The organism is Kribbella alba (assembly GCF_039529635.1).
Taxonomy (GTDB): domain Bacteria; phylum Actinomycetota; class Actinomycetes; order Propionibacteriales; family Kribbellaceae; genus Kribbella; species Kribbella alba.
Genome location: NZ_BAAANE010000004.1, coordinates 1,332,299 through 1,352,055 on the forward strand (window position 1 = coordinate 1,332,299; position 19,757 = coordinate 1,352,055).

General features: G+C 68.7%; 16 protein-coding genes. 3 read left to right on the forward strand and 13 right to left on the reverse strand.

Annotation, left to right across the window (positions count from 1 at the left end; all coding sequences use genetic code 11):
- Positions 1-49: 49 nt before the first annotated feature.
- From ABD210_RS13205 to ABD210_RS13235, 7 genes are read right to left on the reverse strand one after another with little or no spacing between them, the layout of a single operon-like run.
- On the reverse strand, positions 50-1,426 hold the full coding sequence (locus tag ABD210_RS13205; protein ID WP_344111481.1) for an FAD-binding oxidoreductase: 1,377 nt from the start codon (positions 1,424-1,426) through the stop codon (positions 50-52).
- On the reverse strand, positions 1,423-2,292 hold the full coding sequence (locus tag ABD210_RS13210) for a hypothetical protein (RefSeq protein WP_344111482.1): 870 nt from the start codon (positions 2,290-2,292) through the stop codon (positions 1,423-1,425). The genes ABD210_RS13205 and ABD210_RS13210 overlap by 4 nt, the downstream gene beginning before the upstream one ends.
- A complete protein-coding gene (locus tag ABD210_RS13215; RefSeq protein ID WP_344111483.1) occupies positions 2,289-3,602 on the reverse strand; it encodes a nickel pincer cofactor-dependent isomerase, group 22 in 1,314 nt (437 codons plus the stop codon). The genes ABD210_RS13210 and ABD210_RS13215 overlap by 4 nt, the downstream gene beginning before the upstream one ends.
- A complete protein-coding gene (locus ABD210_RS13220; protein ID WP_344111484.1) occupies positions 3,602-5,527 on the reverse strand; it encodes an IlvD/Edd family dehydratase in 1,926 nt (641 codons plus the stop codon). Before ABD210_RS13220 ends, ABD210_RS13215 begins: the two co-directional genes overlap by 1 nt.
- Complete coding sequence (locus ABD210_RS13225; RefSeq protein WP_344111486.1) at positions 5,524-6,978, reverse strand: aldehyde dehydrogenase (NADP(+)); 1,455 nt, start codon at positions 6,976-6,978, stop codon at positions 5,524-5,526. The genes ABD210_RS13220 and ABD210_RS13225 overlap by 4 nt, the downstream gene beginning before the upstream one ends.
- Entirely contained in the window at positions 6,975-7,865 is an 891-nt protein-coding gene (locus ABD210_RS13230; RefSeq protein WP_344111488.1) for a fumarylacetoacetate hydrolase family protein, read from the reverse strand. Before ABD210_RS13230 ends, ABD210_RS13225 begins: the two co-directional genes overlap by 4 nt.
- A 14-nt stretch (positions 7,866-7,879) precedes the next feature.
- A complete protein-coding gene (locus ABD210_RS13235) occupies positions 7,880-10,597 on the reverse strand; it encodes a UxaA family hydrolase (RefSeq protein ID WP_344111489.1) in 2,718 nt (905 codons plus the stop codon).
- Between the two features lie 124 nt (positions 10,598-10,721).
- Here ABD210_RS13235 and ABD210_RS13240 point away from each other — a divergent pair, with 124 nt between their 5' ends.
- From ABD210_RS13240 to ABD210_RS13250, 3 genes are all read left to right on the forward strand, one after another.
- A complete protein-coding gene (locus ABD210_RS13240) occupies positions 10,722-11,420 on the forward strand; it encodes a GntR family transcriptional regulator (protein WP_344111490.1) in 699 nt (232 codons plus the stop codon).
- Positions 11,421-11,548: 128 nt separating this feature from the next.
- Positions 11,549-12,271, forward strand: coding sequence for a phosphatase PAP2 family protein (locus ABD210_RS13245; protein WP_344111491.1), 723 nt, complete (start codon positions 11,549-11,551; stop codon positions 12,269-12,271).
- Positions 12,272-12,282: 11 nt separating this feature from the next.
- Positions 12,283-12,903, forward strand: a complete 621-nt coding sequence (locus ABD210_RS13250; protein ID WP_344111492.1) for a phosphatase PAP2 family protein — start codon at positions 12,283-12,285, stop codon at positions 12,901-12,903.
- A 68-nt stretch (positions 12,904-12,971) separates the two neighbouring features.
- On the opposite strand, the gene ABD210_RS13255 is transcribed toward ABD210_RS13250, so the two are convergent.
- From ABD210_RS13255 to ABD210_RS13280, 6 genes are all read right to left on the reverse strand, one after another.
- Positions 12,972-14,168, reverse strand: coding sequence for a Gfo/Idh/MocA family protein (locus ABD210_RS13255; protein ID WP_344111493.1), 1,197 nt, complete (start codon positions 14,166-14,168; stop codon positions 12,972-12,974).
- A 142-nt stretch (positions 14,169-14,310) separates the two neighbouring features.
- Positions 14,311-15,333: a 2-hydroxyacid dehydrogenase gene (locus tag ABD210_RS13260; RefSeq protein ID WP_344111494.1), complete on the reverse strand. Its 1,023-nt coding sequence runs from the start codon at positions 15,331-15,333 to the stop codon at positions 14,311-14,313.
- A gap of 51 nt (positions 15,334-15,384) precedes the next feature.
- On the reverse strand, positions 15,385-16,833 hold the full coding sequence (locus tag ABD210_RS13265) for an FGGY family carbohydrate kinase (RefSeq protein ID WP_344111495.1): 1,449 nt from the start codon (positions 16,831-16,833) through the stop codon (positions 15,385-15,387).
- Between the two features lie 15 nt (positions 16,834-16,848).
- Positions 16,849-17,649 (reverse strand): DeoR/GlpR family DNA-binding transcription regulator, encoded by an 801-nt coding sequence (locus ABD210_RS13270; RefSeq protein WP_344111496.1) that lies wholly within the window; start codon positions 17,647-17,649, stop codon positions 16,849-16,851.
- Positions 17,646-18,263 (reverse strand): histidine phosphatase family protein, encoded by a 618-nt coding sequence (locus ABD210_RS13275; protein ID WP_344111498.1) that lies wholly within the window; start codon positions 18,261-18,263, stop codon positions 17,646-17,648. The genes ABD210_RS13270 and ABD210_RS13275 overlap by 4 nt, the downstream gene beginning before the upstream one ends.
- Positions 18,260-19,657, reverse strand: coding sequence for an FGGY-family carbohydrate kinase (locus tag ABD210_RS13280; RefSeq protein ID WP_344111499.1), 1,398 nt, complete (start codon positions 19,655-19,657; stop codon positions 18,260-18,262). Before ABD210_RS13280 ends, ABD210_RS13275 begins: the two co-directional genes overlap by 4 nt.
- Positions 19,658-19,757 lie beyond the last annotated feature (100 nt).

Here is a 19,757-nt window from a genome sequence, read left to right on the forward strand (position 1 = left end):
GCCACGCTCGGATGCAACGTTTCCGACGCAACGCGTCGGGCGCGACGTTTCAGAGGAAGAGTTTGTCCGGGTTGAGGAGGTTGTCGGGGTCGAAGACTGCCTTGATCTGGCGTTGCAGGTCGAGGCCGATCGGGCCCAGCTCCTGCGCGAGCCACTGGCGCTTGAGCTTGCCGACTCCGTGTTCGCCGGTGATCGTGCCGCCCAACGCCAATCCCAGGTCCATCACCGCCCCGAACGCCTCGAGCGCCCGCGCCTCGGCAGCGGGATCGTCGCGATCGAAGACGACGGTGGGGTGCATGTTTCCGTCACCTACATGCCCAGGGCAACAAATCAGTACGTCGTACTTCGTACCGATCTCGGCGATCCCGTTGAGCAGCGCAACCAACTTGCTCCGCGGCACGGCGACGTCGTCCACCAGCGTCACGCCGAGCGGCTCCAGCGACGCGTTGACCAGCCGCCGGGCCTCCAGGAGCATCCGCGACTCCTCCGCGTCCGACGCCTCGGCAACCTCCACGGCCCCATGCGCCGTGCAGATCGCGGCGATCGCGGCGACGTCCTCGGCGGCCCGCGGACCACGATCCGACTGCGCGATCAGCAGCGAGCCGACGTCGGCCGGCAGGCCCATGTCCCGGTAGTCCTGGATCGCCCGAGCCGTCGGACCGTCCAGGAACTCCAGTAGCGAGGGCCGCAGGCCGGAAGCCATCACCGCAGCCGCAGCCGCGATGCCGTCCTCGATCGACAGGAAGGTCGCCGCCGCCGTCAATGCCGCCTCCGGCTCGGGGCGCAACGCGAGCGTCGCTTCGGTGACGACACCTAGCGTGCCTTCGGAGCCGACGATCAACCTCGTCAGGTCATACCCGGCGACGCCCTTGGCCGACCGCCGGCCGGTCCGCACAACCTCGCCCGATGCCAGCACCACCTCGAGCCCGCGGATGAAGTCGGACGTCACGCCGTACTTCACGCAGCACAGCCCGCCCGCGTTGGTCGCGATGTTGCCGCCGATGGTGGACATCTCCCACGACGACGGGTCCGGCGGGTAGAACAGCCGCTGCTCGAGTACGGCGCGAGACAGGTCGGCGTTGACGACACCCGGCTGGACGACTGCCACCTGGTCCTCGACCGAGATCTCCAGGATCTTGTTCATCCGCGCGGTCGACAGCAGCAGGCATCCGTCCAGCGCATTCGCCGCACCAGACAATCCGGTCCGCGCGCCCTGCGTCACCACCGGTACGCCGTACTCCCCTGCCGCGCGCAGCACCTCCTGCACTTCCGCAGTACTGGAAGGCCGGACGAGGACCCGCGGAACTCCCGCAGTACAGAAGGTCGCGTGGTCGTTGCGATGGCTGTCCAGTACATCGGGGTCGGTGACGACTGCTTTCTCCCCGAGCGAGGAGGTGAGGCGGGAGACCAACGGATCGACACTCATTCAGCGGATTCCTGTTCGTCGAGGAGTCTCAGGATCAATTCAGCGCGGCGCACCCGTTCGCGGCCGAGCGCTTCGGCCGTCGCGGCCAGATGCATCCCGACCGGGTAGATGTTCGGGGCGTTGCGCAAACCCATCTTCAAATAGACCGGCGCGGCCACCCGCACCACCTCAGGCACGTCGTAGAACCGCACATGACCGCCCTGGTCGTCCGGCACCTCGATGTACATGTCGATAGGCACCGTCGTGGCGGCACGGATCTCCGCAAGAACCTCCACCGGCAGATCCGTCGACACATTCAGACTCGTCGCGCCGAGCCGCTCATACAGCGCACCGGTCGGCGCATTCGCCAACGGCATCAGCACCGAGGTCTTCAGCACCAGGTCCGAGGGCAGCGAGCCGTCCTTCTTCAACAATCCCAGCAGTTCCAGTACTCCGAGGTCGCCCACCAGCAGGCTCCGCACCCCGAGCTCAACCGCCCGGAAGGCATCACAGAGCGAGGCGGCGACCATCTCATTGCCTCGGGCAACTCCACCGACCGCGGCCGACACCTTCGCCTGGCCGCCGATGTCCCAGGCACCCCGTGGGCCGAGGAACAAGCAAACCTCGACATCGGCAGCCGCACCCAACGAGAGCATCTCCTCGATCTCGCCGTCGGTCAGCATCATCACGCCGCTGCCCTGGGAGACGCGGTGCACCGTCACGCCGCGTTGCTTCGCCTCCTCCAGCACGGCCGCCATCACCGCGGGACCCTCGCAACTCGGGATCTCGATCTTGTACGGCGAACCGTCCGGGAACCGTGCTCCCGACGAATCGCCGGTGGTGAATCCACGGTCGGCCAACAGCGCTCGTGCCTCGCGAAGATTCATCCTTCACTCCATGGCCCGAGCCGGCCCGACGCATCCGTCAGATCCTGTGCCGGGCCGGTGATCTCCAGCTCGAACCGATCGCCGGCCTCGGCCAGCAGCGCCGGCGTCACCAGCAGCTCATTGGGCGACAGCGTGTCCCGGATCCGCGCCAACCGCAGCTCCGACCAGTCCCGCCGCCCGCTCATCGTCACCGCGGCCAGCACTGCCGCCGCATCATCCTCGAGCACCATCGGCAGCCGCGACCTGCGCGCTCCGCCGGCGCCCGACGTCAGCGCGTTCACATAGCTCGCCCGCAGGTCGATCTGCTCCAGAATGCGCGCCGGGATCACGTCCGCCAGCCCGAGCCCCGAGGCGTTCCCGTGCGAGGCCTCCGACAGCCGATGCACGCTGATCGCCGCGATCGAAGGCGACTCGAACTCGGGAATCCCGTGCACCCAGCACCGGCCGATCACGTTCGTGTCCATCCCGGTGCCGGACTTGTCCTTGCCCATCTCGTCGACGACCAACACGTCCAGGTCGTCGAAGGGCAGCCGACCCATCAGGCTCCCGGCCCGCTGCAGCAACGCGTTCTCCGCCGCACCCGCGATGCCGTCGGCAACCACCAGCTCGACAGCGGCGGTGCGCTCATGAGCGTTCTCGAGGATCGCCAGTCCGCCGAGAATCTTGCCGTTCGCAACCACCATGCGCGCCGCTGCCTCGATCGCACCACCCAGAGAGGGAATCCCACCGGCATGCAAAGAGGCGGCGCCGGAATGGTTGCCCAACCCGATCGCGAGGATCTTCGCCAGACCGCTTTCGACCGGGCCGTGGAAGTCGGTGTGCGGCTTGACCCGGTTGACCAGCAGCACCCTATCGGCCTTGGCCGCGAGCGCGTCGTGGTGCACCGGCGTTCCGTCCTCCAGCGTGCCGACGACGACCGTCTCCATGGTCGCCTCGATCGGGCACCCCACGGACTCCGGCGTGACGCCGAGTCCCGCCAGCATCTCCCGCTGGCCCTCCGCCGTCGCACCGCCGTGAGACCCCATCGCCGGTACGACGAACGGCTCGGCGCCGACCGACTTCAGCCAGTCGACGGCCGCGCGAACCACGACCACCAGATCGTGGATCCCACGACTCCCGGCCGTCACGGCGATCCGAGCACCAGGTCGAACCTGCTCCGCCAGTGGAGCCAGCGCCGTCTGCGCCGCGGCGTACGGGTCGTTCTCGGTGGGCAGGTCCGGCAGGAGGCGACGGATCGGCGTGACCTGCGGGATCACCCCGTCGGGCCGAAGCCCGCGGATCGCCTCGAACGGCCCCCACGACGTGGGCATCAGTGGCTCTGCCTGGCGACGGCCGACCCCGTGCGACCGACGAGGAAGTCGAGGTCGCAGCCCTGGTTGGCTTGGGTGACGTGATCGACGTAGAGCCTGGCCCAGCCTCGATCGCTCGGTACCGTCGTCGGCTGCCAGTCGGCACGACGCTTGGCCAGTTCCTCCTCGGACACGTCGAGATGCAGCGTCCGCGCCGGCACGTCCAACTCGATCCAGTCACCAGTCCGGACCAACGCCAGCGGACCACCAACCGCTGCCTCCGGGGCGACGTGCAGGACCACGGTCCCGTACGCCGTACCGCTCATCCGCGCGTCGGAGATCCGGACCATGTCGTCGACGCCTTGTTCCGCGAGCTTGCGCGGGATGGTCATGTTGCCGACCTCGGGCATGCCGGGATAGCCCCGCGGGCCCGCGTTCTGGAGCACCAGCACGGTGTCCTCGTCGACGTCGAGATCCATGTCGTCGACGGCCAGGTCGTACTCCTCGATGCTGCTGAACACGAGCGCCTTGCCGCGATGCTGCAGCAGCCTCTCGGACGCGGCGGACTGCTTGACCACGGCACCGTCCGGGGCGAGATTCCCCTTCAGCACGGCGGTTCCGGCGCCGCTGCCGAGCGGGTTGCCGACGGCACGGATCACGTCGGTGTCGACCGTGCGCTCGGAATTGGCGACGTTCTCACCGATGGTCTTGCCGGTCACGGTGATCGCGTCGGCCTTCAGCAGCGGCAGGATCTCCCGCATCACCGCAGGGAGTCCGCCGGCGTAGTAGAAGTCCTCCATCAGGTATTTCCCGGACGGTTGCAGGTCCACCAGCCACGGTACGCCGCGGGCCCACTCGTCCATGTCGTCCAGAGTGAGGTCGACGCCCACGCGGCCTGCGATCGCGAGCAGGTGGATCACCGCGTTGGTGGAACCACCGATCGCCGCGTTGGCGCGCACCGCGTTGGCGAACGCGTCCCGGGTGAGGATGTCGCTCGGCTTGAGGTCCTCTTCAACCATCTGGACGATCCGTTGACCAGCTTGCTGCGCGATCGCGTACCGCCGCGAGTCAACGGCGGGGATCGCCGCGGACCCGGTCAACTGCAGGCCGAGCGCCTCGGCCATGCAGGCCATCGTCGACGCCGTGCCCATCGTCATGCAGTGCCCGTTGCTGCGGGACATGCCGGACTCGGCGGCGGCGTAGTCCTCCTGCGTCATCCGCCCCGCGTTCACGTCCTGCGTGAACCGCCAGACCGCGGTACCGGAACCGATGTCGCAGCCGCGGAACTTGCCGTTCAGCATCGGCCCGCCGGTCACCACCAGGGTCGGCAGGTCCACGCTGGCCGCGCCCATGATCGAGCCCGGCGTGGTCTTGTCGCAGCCGGTCAGCAGGATGGCGCCGTCGATCGGGTTGCCGCGCAGGGACTCCTCGACATCCATGCTGAGCAGGTTGCGGAACAGCATCGCGGTGGGCCGGAGCATCGTCTCGCCGAGCGACATCACCGGGAACTCCAACGGGAACCCTCCGGCCTGCCAGACGCCGCGCTTCACCGATTCGGCCAGCCTGCGCAGGTGCGCGTTGCACGGCGTCAGCTCGGACCAGGTGTTGCAGATGCCGATCACCGGACGGCCGTCGAACACCTCGTCGGAGAAGCCCTGTGCGCGCATCCAGGACCGGTGGATGAACCCGTTCCGGTCCTTCTCACCGAACCAGTGGTCGAAGCTCCGCCGCCCGATGTGCCCGTCCGGCCGCGCCGGCTCGTCACCGACCGGACGCCCGGTCTTCTCAGGGGTCGGCTCCCCTGCTGGATCAGTCGACAGCCCGCTCGCAGCCGGTACGCCGGAGTCGGCCCTGGATCCGGGTCCGGGTCCGCCGAGGAGGGCGTCGGTCGTCCCGGGGTTCGGATCGTTGGTCGGCGGCAGGTCCGTTGGGGGCTGGTCGCTCATCGAGATACCTCCGCGGTGGTCACTGATCCGTTGATCCGGCGGCTGATGCCGGCCGGGTTTGCATCCTGCAGTACTGCGGGCAGCACCGTGTCCGGGGTGTCCTGATAGGCCACGGGCCGCTGGAACCGGCGTGCCGCGGTCACTCCGACGCTGGTGTGGATCGACCCGACCGTCGACGGGAACGGCCCGCCGTGGTGCTGGGCCCACGACACGGCGACTCCGGTCGGCCAGCCGTTCCACAGCACCCGCCCGGCCCTTGCCGTCAGCAACGGCAGCAGCTTCCCGGCGAGTTCCGCGTCCGAGGTCTCTTCCGCCTGCAGCGTCGCGGTGAGGTTGCCCTCGAAGGCCTCGACGGCGGCGACCAGCTCCTCGGTCGACGAGTACTCGACCACGATCGAGACCGGCCCGAAGCACTCCTCGAGGATCTCCTCGCGTCGCTCCAGCAACTCGGGGACCGTGGTCTGGAGCAGAGTCGCACCGCCGGAGGCCCAGACGCGGATGCCGTCGACCTTCTGCAGCCGGTCGAGGCCGGACGAGAACCCGTCCGCGATCCGGTCGTTGAGCATCTTCCCTCCGGCGACACCACCCGTGGCCTCGACCAGTTGATCCTGCAGACCGTGTCCGGCCGGCAGGAAGAGCAGGCCGGGCTTGGTGCAGAACTGTCCGACACCCAGCGTGAACGAGCCGACGTACCCGCCGGCAATCTCGTTGCCTCGGGCATCGACAGCAGCCTGGGTCACGAAGACCGGGTTGAGGCTGCCGAGCTCGCCGTAGAAGGGGATCGGCTCGGCCCGGGTCACCGCGATCTCGTGCAAGGCCTTGCCTGCCGGGACCGAACCGGTGAAGCCGGCGGCGGTGATCCGGGGATCCTTCAGCGCGGTCACGCCGACGTCGTACCCCTGGATCAGGCCGAGGCTGCCGGCCGGAGCGCCCGCGGCCCGCAGTGCCTCGATCATCACCTCGGCCGTCTTGAGCGACAGCTCAGGGTGACCGGGATGCGCCTTGACGATCACCGGGCAGCCTGCTGCCAAGGCCGACGCCGTGTCGCCCCCACAGACGCTGAACGCGAACGGGAAGTTGCTGGCGGCAAAGACCAGGACCGGGCCCAGTGGAACCAGCACGCGGCGCAGATCAGGGCGTGGTACGGGCTTGGCCTGCGGGTCCGCGGTGTCGATGATGACTTCCAGCAGGGAGCCCTCATCCAGGACGTCCGCGAACATCCGGAGCTGGCCGCTGCTGCGGGCCACCTCACCGCGCAAGCGGGCCTCGGGCAGGGCGGTCTCCCGCTGAGCGATCGGCACCAGCTCGTCCGCCGCCGCGTCGAGAGCATCGGCGACCGCACGGATCCAGCCGGCTCGCGTGGCCGGCTCGGACTGCGCTAACGGCCCGGCGGCCGCCGCGGCGTCGGCGAGTGCCTGCTCCAGTTCGGCGGGCGTGGTGTCCGGGATCATCGGGTCTCCTCCAGGATCTCGGCTGCCAGGAAGGCGAACGGCTCCCGGCCGACAGCCACCGTATTCGTCAGCGTTCCGACCTCACTGACAGAGATCTCCACGACGTCGCCGGCCTGCAGCGCGAAGTCCAGCTCAGGCACGATCCCGGTGCCCGTCGCGAGGATCACGCCGTCGGGGAACTCGTTCGGCACGAACAGGACGTCGACCAGATCCTGGAGCTCGCGAATCAGCTGGCCCGTCGAGGTCGTGCCGGTGAAGACCTCGGCACCGTCACGGCGGATCACCAGGTCGATGGTGAGGTCCTTCGGATCGGCGACCTCCCAGGCCGGCCGGATGCCGGTGGCCAGCGCGCAACCGCCGGCGAACACCTTTGCCTGCGGGATGTAGAGCGGGTTCTCCCCCTCGATCGACCGTGAGCTGACGTCGTTGCAGATGGTGTAGCCGACGATCTCGCCGCGGCTGTTCGCGACGATCGCCAGCTCGGGTTCGGGTACGTCGTGGCCCGAGTCCGCGCGGATGCCGATCGGCTCGCCGTCCGTGACGAGGCGCCAGGCGGGTGACTTGGGGAACAGCTCCGGCCGTGGCGCGGAGTACACACGGTCGTAGACGGACTGCTCGGTGCTCTCCTCCATCCGGGCACCGCGGGAGCGCTCGTAGGTGACGCCGGCACACCAGACCTCGCCGTACCCGTCGAGTGGCGGCAGCAGTCGGACGTCCGCCAGCGGCACCTCGTCACCGAGCTTGCCGAGCGACCCGCGAAGCTCCTCCGCGGTCAGGCGCAGGAGTTCCGCCATCCCGGCGATGCCATGGATGGGTGCCACCGTGTCACCGGTGCGGACTCCGGCCTGCGGCGGCCGGCCTGGGAGCTGGTAACGGACCAAGTGCATGAAGTCTTCGCCTTTCACATCGAGGTGCCGAGCAGACCACGGGTGATCTGGAATCCAACATTGCCGGAAGCAACCGCTTTGGGGACCTGCCGCCGGCTGGCGACCGCGGCGACGATGTCCAGCCCGGCCCGGGCCTGCTCGTCAGCCTTGCCTGCGGCAACCGCATCGAGATCGTCGCCGTACTTCGCGACCGTCTCCGGGTCGTTGCTGAACTCCACCACCGGGACGAATCGCTGGGCCGACAAGGTGCCCCCGGCAACATGCGCGAGCACCTGCTGGACGCCACCGGCACCGAACCCGGTCACCGTCTCCATCCAGTCGGTCCCGGGCATCCGCATCACGTGCCAGCCCGGTACTGCGAATCGCTGGCCGTGTGCGATCGTCGGCACCACCTCGTCGCGGCGGTTGAACGCGACGTACCGGAAGTCGTCGTTCGCCAGCAGCGCACCGCGCGACGAGAGCACGACCGAGCCGCCTGCGCCGACGATCTCGCGGCCGATCAATGCCATCGCTTCGGCGGTCTCGGAGGTCAACGGGCCGCGAGCTTCGAGGGCGATCGTGAGGTCTCCGACAGTGCCGGCGACTTCCGTCGGGGCGGGCAGGTCGAAGCTACCGAACCATTGCTTGACCCGCTCGCTGACTGCGTCGAGCCCTCCATCGGCCTGGATACTGGCCCAGCCGAAGCGGGACGGATCGGCGCCGGCTTCCACCAGGCGCGACCGGAAGTAGTCGTTGTGGGTCTTCTCGCAGCCGTGCTCCAGGAGGAGAGCCATCCGGGTGTTGGGGTGCAGGAGGTAGCCGAGCATCGTCCGCGCGAACGTCTCCTCGGACGCCCCGCCGCTCGATCCGCAGCCCTCGGTGTGCGGCAGCGCGACCATCCTGCTGACCGCGTCGCCTGCCCAGCGCTCGGTCTCGGCCTGCGCCGCCAACCGGAGCGCGATCTGCCCGGAGCACAGACTCGTCGGCAGGATCAACCCGACCTGCTCAGGTGCCCGCCGCTCGTCCGCCTCCAACAGCACCACGCCCGTCGGCTCGACCGCAGACGCCTTGACTTGAAGCGGTAGGCCGTCGAGCGGTGCGTCGCGATCCTCGGCGGGCAGATCGGCGAGATTGCGGGAGGTGCGGCCGTCGGTGGTGATCGAGATACCTTCACGCGGACCGCTCTGCCGCCAGTTGCGCCAGATCGACACCTGGCTGTGGCCGGCCTTCTCACCCGCGCTCGGTTCGCCCGAGGCCACCCGCACGGTGAGGTCGAACGTCTCCGCCGTCAGCTCGTCCATCGGCAGACCGGTCAGGTAGCGACCGGCGTTCACGTCCATCTCGGCGTTCAGCAGCTCGTGGCGCGCCGTGGTGGTGACGAACTTGATCGTCGGCACGAACGGGAAGTTGGTGATCGAGCCGTTGCCGGTGGTGAAGAAGATCAGGTTGCAGCCGCTCGCGACCTGGCCGGCGACGGATTCCAGGTCGTTGCCCGGGCTGTCCATGAAGACGAACCCGTGGCCCGGCATCGGCTCGGCATAGTCGATCACGTGGTCCAGCCGGACGTCGCGATCGAGCTTCCGGGCGGCACCGACGGACTTCAGGACGATGTTGTAGAGCCCGCGGTAGACGTTGCCGCCGGAAGGGTTGCCCTCCGCGGTGTGACCGTGCCAGCCGACGCGCTCCTTGAACGACTGCACGGTCTTGAGGAATCGCCGTGCCGTCGGGAGGTCCCGCACGTTCTTGAGAACGTAACCCTCGGCACCGATCAGCTCGTCGGTCTCAGCCAGTACTGCGATGCCGCCGTGCCGGATCACCTCGCGGGCGACGGCTCCGGACAACGGATTCGCGCTGACGCCTGAGAACGCGTCGGATCCACCGCACTGGAGGCCGATCCACAGATCCGCCAGAGGGACTTCCTCGCGCTGTTGGGCGGCGACCACCGGCAGCCACGGTTCGACCAGCGCGCCCGCCGCCGTGAGGTCCTTCTCGAAGGCCGCCCGGCGGGTGAAGTACGCATGCGGCACCCGGATCCCTGGGTAGCCGTGCTCGGCCATGAAGTCCCGGATCGCCTGACCGGACACGAGGTCTTCCTCGGTGTCGACGATCAGAACCGCGCCGACGTTGGGGTTCAGCGCGAACCCGGCCAACGTGGCCAGCAGGAAGTGCAGGTTGTTGGGCGTTCCCGCCTCGCCGCCTTCGGTATGAGCCACCGGCACGACGCCGTCGAAGCCTTGCGCTCCGTCGAACCGGCGGGCCAGCTCCGTCACGAAGCCGCTGCTGCGGGAGCTCGTCGCCAACAGGACGACATGGTTGCGCGTGCCGGCCGGCCCCTGCTCGCGGGGGTAGCCGAGGAAAGTGCCGGGCTGCTCGACCGAGGTCACCTGCTGGCCCAGGTTCAGCGCGTTCTCGTCGAGCACGTAGGGGTCGAGGGGTTCGTTCTTGGCGGAGGGCTCGGCGGGAAGACCTTCCACCCCTCTGGCGGAGACCGCGGCCAGGCTGGTCGAAGTACAGACGTAGTCGCCGATCTCCAGATCGCGGAGAGCTCGGGCGAAGGGGGTGTTCCAGGAGGTCAGCGCCTCGCCGGTCGCGACCGGGCGGGCGACGAACCGGTGGCCTTCGAGGACGGTGTGCGGCAGCGTCACCGCGGTACCGGCGAAGTCGATCACGGCGCCGGCCTCGAGGCGGCGCGACGAGATGGCGACGTTGTCCCCTGGCTCGGGCAGTACGCCGATCTCTTCGAACCTGAGCATTGTTTTGCGCCTCCGGCTAGCTGGCGGACCTCGAATCGTGCATGATGCATGATTACCAGTGCCACCCTGCCGAACTGCGCGGGCTGGGTCAAGCCCGCGACCAGTCCCTGGAGAATGGGCCTCGATGACAGAACCGATCGCGCCCGCCGTCGAGCTGCCGGACCGCCGGCTGCTGCGGCGGCAGATGCTCGCCGACGACGTGTACGAGACGATCAAGACGATGCTGATGGACCACGTGATCCGGCCGGGCGCGCGGATCTCCATCGACGGGCTGGCCCGCGAGTTCCAGGTCTCCTCGACTCCCGTCCGCGAGGCGCTCGCCCGGCTCGAGTCCGAGGGCCTAGCCGACAAGGAGCCGCTGAAGGGCTACCGGGCGACGCCGTTGCTGACGCTCGAGGAGTTCGACGACCTGTACCGCTTCCGCCGGCTCCTGGAACCGTGGGCAGCGCGGCACGCGGCCGAGGTGATCGACAGCGCCGGGCGTGAGCTCCTCGCCGAGGAACTGGCCACCGCGGTCGAACCGACATCGGCTGACTACGCCGGCTACAAGTCGCTGACCGCGCACGACAAGCGGTTCCACTCGTTGATCACGAGGTTGTCCGGAAGCGATCAGGTGCGGCTGGCCTTCGAGCGGACGCACTGCCACCTGCACATCTTCCGGCTCCACTACGACCGCGACACCGGCCCCGAGGTCCTGGTCGAACACCGCCAGATCGTCGAAGCCATCAGCTCCGGCGACCCGGCGGCCGCCGAACACGCCATGAACCGCCACATCGACAACTCCATGGCGCTGCGCCTCCGCAAGGTCTACGACCAGCCCTGACACCGGGTCACCGCACGGTCACGGTCACGACACGGTCGCAGCGATGGGGATGGGTCGACACGGCCGAAGACGTACGAAGTGCCCCTGCTGCTTGGTAGCCCTACGCTCAGGGTCATGGAGAGCCAGCCATGACGAGGCCGCACGGCGTCCGGCTCGTCGCAGGCGCGACAGATGTCGTCCGGACGCGGAGCTGGCGCCTCCTCCGGGGCGTCCTGGCGATGGGCGCCTTCGCGCTGCCCGTCCTTCTCCTCGGTTTCGCGGTCCGCCAGCAGTTCGACCCCCTGATCGATGCCGACGAGGCAGCCATCAGGGCAGCCACCGACTTCGCCGTCAGCCACGGTCTGGTGTCAGCGTTGACTGTCCTCCAAGACATCAGCCGGCCGATCTTCGTCTACCTCGTCGCGACGATCGTCGCGGTCTGGGCCTGGGTAGCCAGGAAGCTGAGGGGCCGAGCTCTGTGGGCCTTCGTCACCATGATGGCCGGCTGGGGTATCGGGGGTATCTCCAAGCTCATCGTCCAGCGCGCCCGGCCGGTCGTCGACGATTCGGTGCCGCATGCGCAGGGCTACTCCTTCCCCTCCGGCCACGCGCTGAACATCACCGTGGCGGCCAGCGTCATGGTCTTCCTGTTGTGGCCGCTGCTGTCGACTGCCGGTCGTCGCCTGGCTGTCGCGCTGGCCATCGTCGTAGTCGTCCTGGTCGGCCTGGACCGGATCTTCCTCGGGGCTCATTTCCCGTCAGACGTCGTCGCGGGCTTCATCCTCGGATTAGGGATCGTGTTCTCATCATGGATCGGATTCATCGGCAAGACGGAAGCGACCTCCTCACCCGGGCCGTCGCACCCGGCATAGTCCTCGGCGGCTTGGTCGTCGGAATCGGTATCGCCCTGCGCGGACCGCTCGACGGGCTGTCCCACGCCGAGGAGTCGGTCAACAAAGACCTGGCGGCCGACCGGACGAACACCTGGAACTCCATCACGCTGGTGTGGTCGCACATCGGCAACACCGAGACCGTCATCGGCGTCTGCGTCATCGTCGCGGCGGTGCTGCTGTGGCGAACCCGCGACTGGCGCCTGGCAGCCGTTCCGGTGCTGGCCATCGCCATGCAGGGGCTGATCTTCCTCATCGCTGCCAAGGTCGTCGACCGCAACCGCCCGCCGGTCGTCAAGCTCGACCCGTCACCGCCGACGGCGAGCTTCCCCAGCGGACACGTCGGCGCCTCGACGGGCCTGTACGTCGCGCTCGCCCTCATCGCGCTGGGCATCGGGCGCGCGTGGCTGCGGTGGGTGACGGTCGTCGTCTGCCTCACCATGCCGCTGCTGGTGGCGTTCGCCCGGCTCTATCGCGGGATGCACCACGTCACGGACATCGGCGCGGGGATACTCAACGGCCTCGTCTGCGCACTGCTCGCCTACGCGTGGTACCGGCACCGCACCCGCAGCCGAGAAGCCCGATCCCCCAGCGTGACCTCCGAGGCCGCGTAGGTCACCCGCTGGTCAGCGGGCCACGAAAGTGCCGCACCCGAACACTTCGGGTGCGGCACTTGTCAGCTTCAGGCGGGGGCGTCGCCGTGGTCGGGGATCTCGAGCTGGACGCCGCCCTGGAGGGCGGACTGGTGAGCGAAGATGCCCGGCAGCGTGTAGCGGGCGGCCACCCAGGCGTTGACCGGCGGCAGCGTCTTGTCGGCGACCGCGCGGACGAAGTCGTCGGCGAGGAAGTGGTGTGAGCCCTCGTGGCCGTTGTGCAGGCCGGTGAACTCGACCGGCAGGCGGCTGCGGTCGTGGACGGGCGCCAGCCCCGAGAGGAAGGCGTCGCGCAGGGCGGGGTCGACGTTGATCATGTCGGTGTCGTCGAGGGAGGCGCTGGGCGCCGACTCCAGCAGCTCGCTGACGTCCTCGACACCTTCCTTGGTCTGCCAGACGCTCACCTCGGCGAGCTGCTCGAAGCTGCCCTCCGTGCCGAAGACGCGCAGCCGCGACTCGCGGATGTGGGAGGGGTAGCCGACGCGGCGCATCTCGTTCGTGCGCATCACGCCGCCGTCGGCGAGCTTGAACAGCGCGGTCGCGTTGCTGAAGTCGTTGTCGAACTGGCTGACCTCTTTGTCGAACACCCCGTCGCCGCGGTCGTCCTTCACGCCGATGCAGGACACGTGGGTGGCGTGCTGCCCGGTCACGGACAGAACGTTGCCGACAGCATGCGTGGGGTAAAGCATGGGCGGGAATGAGGCGACCTTCTTCCACTCCTCACCGCCGCTGTACTGGTAGGCGGCGTAGAAGCCGAGGTCCATGTCGTGGACGTAGTCGCCCTCGCAGTAGAAGACCCGGCCGAACTCACCGGCGGCGAGCTTCTCCCGGCAGTAGACCGACGACGGGTAGTAGAAGCTCGTCTCGCCCATCATGTAGGTCAGGCCGGTCTCCTTGACCAGCTCGATGATCTTCGCGATCTGGTCCGCCTCGATCGCCATCGGCACGGTCGAGTAGACGTGCTTGCCGGCCTCCAGCGCCTGGATCGCCATCTCCCCGTGCAGCCAGCGCTGGGTGAAGATCGCGATCGCGTCGACGTCTGACTCGAGCATCTCCTCGAACGACTGGTACGTGATGGAGACGCCCAGCCGCGCGGCCAGCTCAGCCGTCCGGTCCGGCAGGAGGTCGGTCAAGCGGACGTCCGAGACCTCCGGGTGCGCGGTCCAGAGCCGCAGGAACGAGGGGGCGAACTGGCCGGCGCCGACCACACCAATGCTGATACTCATGAACCAAGGCAATCACACATTTCCCGGCCATGTAAGAACAATTCCGCACATCGGAATTGTGACTCAGCGCACGTACCCGCAGCCCGAACGCAGCGGTGCGACTTCAGGCGGGCCAGCGGGTCGGATCCACAGGCTCGTCCGATCAGGAAGCCAGTCCGATCGGGTCGCGGCCGGCGAGGTAGGCGGCCACGGCCTCGGCCGCGATCGAACCGGCCCGGTGAGCGGTTTGGCGGGTAGCACCGGCCAGGTGCGGAGTCATCACGACGTTCGGCGCTGTGAGCAACCGTGAACCGGCCGGCACCGGCTCGGTCGGGAAGACATCGAAGGCCGCCGCCCCCAACTGCCCGGACTCCAGCGCATCGACAGTGGCGTCGTAGTCGAGCAGCCCGCCACGCGCTGTGTTCACCAGTACGCCGCCCCGCGGCATCAGCGCGAGTTGTCGCGCACCGATCATGCCGCGGGTCTGGTCCGTCAGCCGCGCATGCAGGCTGACCACGTCCGACTGCCGGAGCAGGTCGTCCAACGTGACCGCCTCGGTGCCGTCGGGAGGCGAGGCCGGGTCGATGGCAGGATCGGTCACCAGCACGCGAGCACCGAAGGCGAGCATCACCCGGGCTACCCGCCGACCGATCGCGCCGTATCCGATCAGGCCTACGGTCGCGCCGCCAAGCTCACCACCGCACTCGTCATAGGCGTAGAGATCGCTCCGCCATTCCCCCTGCTCCAGCGTGCGTTGCAACCGCGGAAGGTTGCGCAGGGCACCCAACATCAAAGTGACCGCATGCTCAGCCGCGGCGGCGGCGTTGCGTCCCGGCGTGGAGGAGACGACGATGCCGCGTTTGGTCGCCGCCGGCACGTTCACGTTCACCGGACCACCCCGGCAGCAGACCAGGAACCGCAAGTCTGGCGCGGCATCCAGCACGCGTTCGGTGAACGGGCCCATCTGCGTGACCGCCACCTCGATGCCCGGTAACGCCTCGATCAACTGCTCCTCGGCATCGCTGGCCTCGTCCACCTCGGCCACCCGCCCGTACGGCGTCAGCGGCCACGGCAAGGTGATCTCCCGGAAGTCGAAGGTCACGTCATCCAGCTTGGACAGCGAACCGGCCAGCAGGTCGTTGCGGACGAAGTGGTCTCCGGCAAGCAGGGTTCGGACGGTTCTCATCAGGCTCCTGGTCTCGTCAAGTTCGGGTGAAGCAGCGGTTGGCGACCACGATCAGCCGGGGATCGGCGAAGGGTCGGCCCAGCGTGGGCGCGCGGACTCGATCCGGCGCAGGTAGTGCGCGTATCCCTCGTCATAGAAGGCGGCACGAGCAGGATCGGGGTCGATCTGTCGAGTGATCGCGATCCACCCGGGTCCGGCGGTGTCCGGGTCCACGGCCTGTCTGGCGCCGATCACGGCACCCCTCGCGGCGACCTGGGATGCCTCGGTGGTGTGCAGTGGACTGTTCAGCACGTCGGCGAGGATCTGCGTCCACTCGCTACTGCGCGCGCCGCCTCCGCACACCGTCACCCGCCCGTTCCACCCAGCCGCTTCCAGGCAATGCCGAGCCGCGTAGGCGATTCCTTCACAAGTCGCCCGGACGAGGTCCGCCTGGGTGGTCGAGAGATCGATCCCGTCGAAACTCCCTCGCGCCCGCGTATCCACGAAGGGCGCACGCTCGCCGGCCTCCGAGAAGTAGGGCAGCACGGTCACTCCACGAGCACCCAGCGGACTATCGGCCAACAGCCCCGCGAGCTGGTCAGTCCCAAGACCCACCAGCGCGAGCACCCGATCGAGCGCAGCCGTACCAACCATCGCCGGCATCGCCCGCAGCCAAGTCCCAGGTGTCCACGTGCCGAGGAACAACCCGGCCGGCTCCCCGTCCACCGGTAGTTCCCGGGTGACCACCTGACATGCGAGCGTCGTACCGACTGTCAGCAACGCGTCCCCGACCTCGGCGACACCGGCACCGATGGCAGCCGCGGGGAGGTCGTAGGGACCAGCCGAAACCCTTGTTCCCAAGGCTAATCCGGCCGCGGGATCAGTGAGCTCGCCCATCGGCCCCGTGGCGACCGGAGCCAGCAGATGTTGCCACTTGTCGAGACCACACGCGACCAGGGCGTCAGCGTCGTACTGGCCCGTCCGCGGGTCGAGGAAAGGCGCTGACGCATCGGAAACATCGGTCGCGCGGACGCCCGTAAGCCTTTGCATCACGACGTCCTTGCAGTACGCCGCGGTGTGCGCGCGGGCGGCGACGTCCGGCTCCTCAGCCAGTACTGCGGCCAGCAGCGGGCCGGATGCCCCGGGGAACATCCGGTTGCCGGATCGCCGGAAGACCTGCTCGGCGACTCCGTCAGTCGTCCACTGCTCCAGGATCGAACTGCTCCGCGCATCCAGCCAGGAGATCGCCGGCCTGACGGGGCGGCCGCCCGCGTCCACCAACCACAGCCCGTCTCCCTGCGCGGTGATCGCAAGGACGCCCGGCTGGTTGCCAACAGCGGCCGCGAGCTCGCTGACCACCTCGTTGACCGAGGCAACGATCTCGTCGGTGTCATGCTCGAACCGGCCGGGCCCGGGCCGAACCAGCCTCGTCGGCCGGGACGCCTCGGCAAGCTGACGCCCCTCCTCGTCGAACGCGACAGCCTTCGTGACCGTGGTGCCGACATCCACTCCGACGTCCATCCAACCTCCTGAGAGCTAGAGCGGTGCGACCTCCACGGTTGCGCCGTGGTCGCGCAGGGCCTGGACGAGGTCTGCAGGGGTCTTCTCATCGACCACGACCAGGTCGAAGTCGGTCAGCGGGGCCAGCCGGTGCAGGGCCGTGCGCTGCAGCTTGCCGTGGTCGGCGAGCAGCACCTTGGTGTGCGCGGACCGCAGCATCGCCTGCTTGACCAGGACGATCTCCTGCTCCTGGTGGAAGGCATGCGTCGGCGACACCGCCGACACGCTGCAGAAGAGCAGGTCGGTGTGCAGGGCATCGACCGCCTGCGCGCACGGCACTCCGCCGAACGAGTCGTGCGTCGGCGAGTAGATCCCACCCAGCGCGAGCAGCGTGATGTCGCGCAGCTCCGTCAGCCGACCGATCGCCGGGAGGAAGTTGGTGGCAACGGTCAACGGGGTGATGTCTTCGAACAGGTCGATCAGGGCGAGCGCGCTGGTCGAGTCGTCCAGCATCACCGACATCCCCGGTTCGATCATCGCGCGGGCATGCCGGGCCAGTGCCGCCTTCTCCGCCTGCGCTGTGTTCAACCGGTAGGCCACGTTGCTCTCGAACACGCTGGTCGGCTGGGCGCTCACGCCACCGCGATACTTGCGAACGACACCTTGCCGTTCCAGCTCGTCCAGGTCCCGGTGCACGGTCATCACGCTGACCCCGAACGCCTCGACCAGCTCGTTGGCCGACACCGAGCCGTGCTCGACGACGTACGCCGCGATCTCGGCCTGGCGCCGGGCCGGCCGGCTCAGCTCGGTGGTGTCACCGTCGAGGTCGGAACTCATACCAGGGTCTCCATTCGGACTGCCGGGGTGTTGTACGCCTCGAGACCCACTGTGCCGTCCTGCCGGCGGAACCGCACCAGCGCCGCGGGGTCGAGCGTAGGCAGCAGTCTGCGGTACTCCCGCAACTCGAGTCCCAGCACCCGGCAGACCAGCAGCCGGATCAGCGTGTTGTGCGCGACCACCAGCACCTTCTGGCCCTCGTGCTGACGTGCGAGCTGATGGAACGCCTCGTACACCCGGTCCGCTGCGACCACCGGATCTTCGCCGCCAGGGAGGTGCGCCCGAACCGGATCCAGCTCGAACGCCCTCACCACGTCCGGCGGCAACTCGCTCAGCCTGCGGCCCTCGGCCGAGCCGAAGTCCACCTCCCGCAGCCGATCGTCCAGCACCGGCTGCAGCCCGAGCGCCTCGGCCACCGGAGCGACGGTCTGCCGGGCGCGCAGCATCGGCGACGACCAGAGCGCGTCCGGTGCGAAGCCCTCCGCCCAGTCCTTCAGCCGCTCCGCCTGCTCGAGGCCCACCTCGTCGATCGGCAGATCGGTGGACCCGGCGTACCGGTTGCCGTGGTGATAATCGGTTCGCCCGTGCCGAGCCAGTACGACGATCGTCCTCACGCCAGATACCCCCGTCGGGTCAGCTCCGCCACGAACTCGCCGTACAGATTGTTCAGTGTCTCCTGCGGTCGTGGTTCCAACACCCGCTCGACTCGAACCATCCGCGCGGCGGTCTCTGTCACCGACGCACCACCCGACGCCGCAAGCACAGCCATCCCGTACGCCGGGTCGGGCGTCGCGGGCAGCTCCACCGGTACGCCGAGGACGTCCGAGCGGAGCTGGTTCCAGTAATCGCTGCGCACCGCGCCGCCAGTGAGCGAGACGGATCCCACCGGCTCGGCGCCGAGGCTCTCCAGGTGCTCGAACGCGAGCCGCTCGATGAACGCCACACCCTGCAGAATTCCGGCGTACCGGTGCAGGTCGTCGGGGAGATCGCCGAGCTCGAACTGCTCGGCCTGGGGTGCGACGAAGGGGAACCGCTCGCCCCTCTTGGTGATCGGGTAGATCGCGGCGCTGATCGGGCCGAGTTCCCGCGCGGCTTTGTCGAACGCGTCGAGATCGGCACCGGGGAGCATCTCGGTGAGCGCGCCGGCGCCCGTGTTCGAGGCGCCGCCCGGCAGCCAGCCGCCGTCGGGATGCCGGTGGCTGTAGACCGCGCCGGTCGGGTCTTCGAGGAGATCCTCGCTGACGCCCTTGAGGACCAGCGTGGTGCCGAGGACGGAGTTCCAGGCACCTGGGGCGAGCGCGCCTGCAGCGATCTGAGCGGCACACCCGTCAGTCATCCCGGCGTACACGGGAGTGCCGGCAGGGAGCCCGGTGATCTTGGCGTTTGCCGCCGAGACCCGACCGAGCCCGGCGCCTGGGAGGACTACCTCCGGCAAGGTCTCGGGTGCGAGGCCCAAGCGGTCGAAAGCATCGAACGGCCAGGAGCCCGCGACCAGGTCGTACCCGGTTTTGAGGGCGTGGCTGGTGTCGGTGGCGACCGGGTGACCGACCAGGTGTGCGGCAACCACGTCCGCACTGTGCGCGATGCGTCGGCCGCGCGGCTCGAGCCAGAGGATCTTGGGGAGGGCCCAGGTCGGCTGCATCGAGGAGGACCAGCGCTCGGGATCAGCCGCCACGATCCTGGGGAGTTCCGCGGCCGCGCGGGCGTCGTCGTACATGAGTGCTCGGGCGACGGGCCGGCCCGCGTCGTCGGTGAGGAGGACGGTGCCGGAGGTCGAGCAGATCGCGATGCCCTCGACGGCCGGATCCGCGACCTCAGCCAGGGTGGCGTCGACGGCCGCGAGCCAGTCGAGCGGATCCTGCTCATGACGATCACCCGACGGTGAGGTCCGGCGCGCGCTGGTCAGAGGTCGGTTCGCTCGGGCGAGCACCGCACCGGAAGCATCGACACGGACGGATCGCACACTCTGGGTGCCGAGGTCGATGCCGATCCAGGCCGGTTCGCCCACGCGTGCACCTCCTGTTCATCCCGCTGCGGATGTTATGTCGGTTGATAACATAACACCGGAGCGCGATAACAGGGCTCAGCTGTGCATCAGCAGCAAGCAC

Excerpts from the sequence above, each read along its gene's own strand:
- ABD210_RS13205 (WP_344111481.1), bottom strand. The coding sequence starts at position 1,426 with ATGAGTGTCGATCCGTTGGTCTCCCGCCTCACCTCCTCGCTCGGGGAG.
- ABD210_RS13210 (WP_344111482.1), bottom strand. The coding sequence starts at position 2,292 with ATGAATCTTCGCGAGGCACGAGCGCTGTTGGCCGACCGTGGATTCACC.
- ABD210_RS13215 (WP_344111483.1), bottom strand. The coding sequence starts at position 3,602 with ATGCCCACGTCGTGGGGGCCGTTCGAGGCGATCCGCGGGCTTCGGCCC.
- ABD210_RS13220 (WP_344111484.1), bottom strand. The coding sequence starts at position 5,527 with ATGAGCGACCAGCCCCCAACGGACCTGCCGCCGACCAACGATCCGAAC.
- ABD210_RS13225 (WP_344111486.1), bottom strand. The coding sequence starts at position 6,978 with ATGATCCCGGACACCACGCCCGCCGAACTGGAGCAGGCACTCGCCGAC.
- ABD210_RS13230 (WP_344111488.1), bottom strand. The coding sequence starts at position 7,865 with ATGCACTTGGTCCGTTACCAGCTCCCAGGCCGGCCGCCGCAGGCCGGA.
- ABD210_RS13235 (WP_344111489.1), bottom strand. The coding sequence starts at position 10,597 with ATGCTCAGGTTCGAAGAGATCGGCGTACTGCCCGAGCCAGGGGACAAC.
- ABD210_RS13240 (WP_344111490.1), top strand. The coding sequence starts at position 10,722 with ATGACAGAACCGATCGCGCCCGCCGTCGAGCTGCCGGACCGCCGGCTG.
- ABD210_RS13245 (WP_344111491.1), top strand. The coding sequence starts at position 11,549 with ATGACGAGGCCGCACGGCGTCCGGCTCGTCGCAGGCGCGACAGATGTC.
- ABD210_RS13255 (WP_344111493.1), bottom strand. The coding sequence starts at position 14,168 with ATGAGTATCAGCATTGGTGTGGTCGGCGCCGGCCAGTTCGCCCCCTCG.
- ABD210_RS13260 (WP_344111494.1), bottom strand. The coding sequence starts at position 15,333 with ATGAGAACCGTCCGAACCCTGCTTGCCGGAGACCACTTCGTCCGCAAC.
- ABD210_RS13265 (WP_344111495.1), bottom strand. The coding sequence starts at position 16,833 with ATGGACGTCGGAGTGGATGTCGGCACCACGGTCACGAAGGCTGTCGCG.
- ABD210_RS13270 (WP_344111496.1), bottom strand. The coding sequence starts at position 17,649 with ATGAGTTCCGACCTCGACGGTGACACCACCGAGCTGAGCCGGCCGGCC.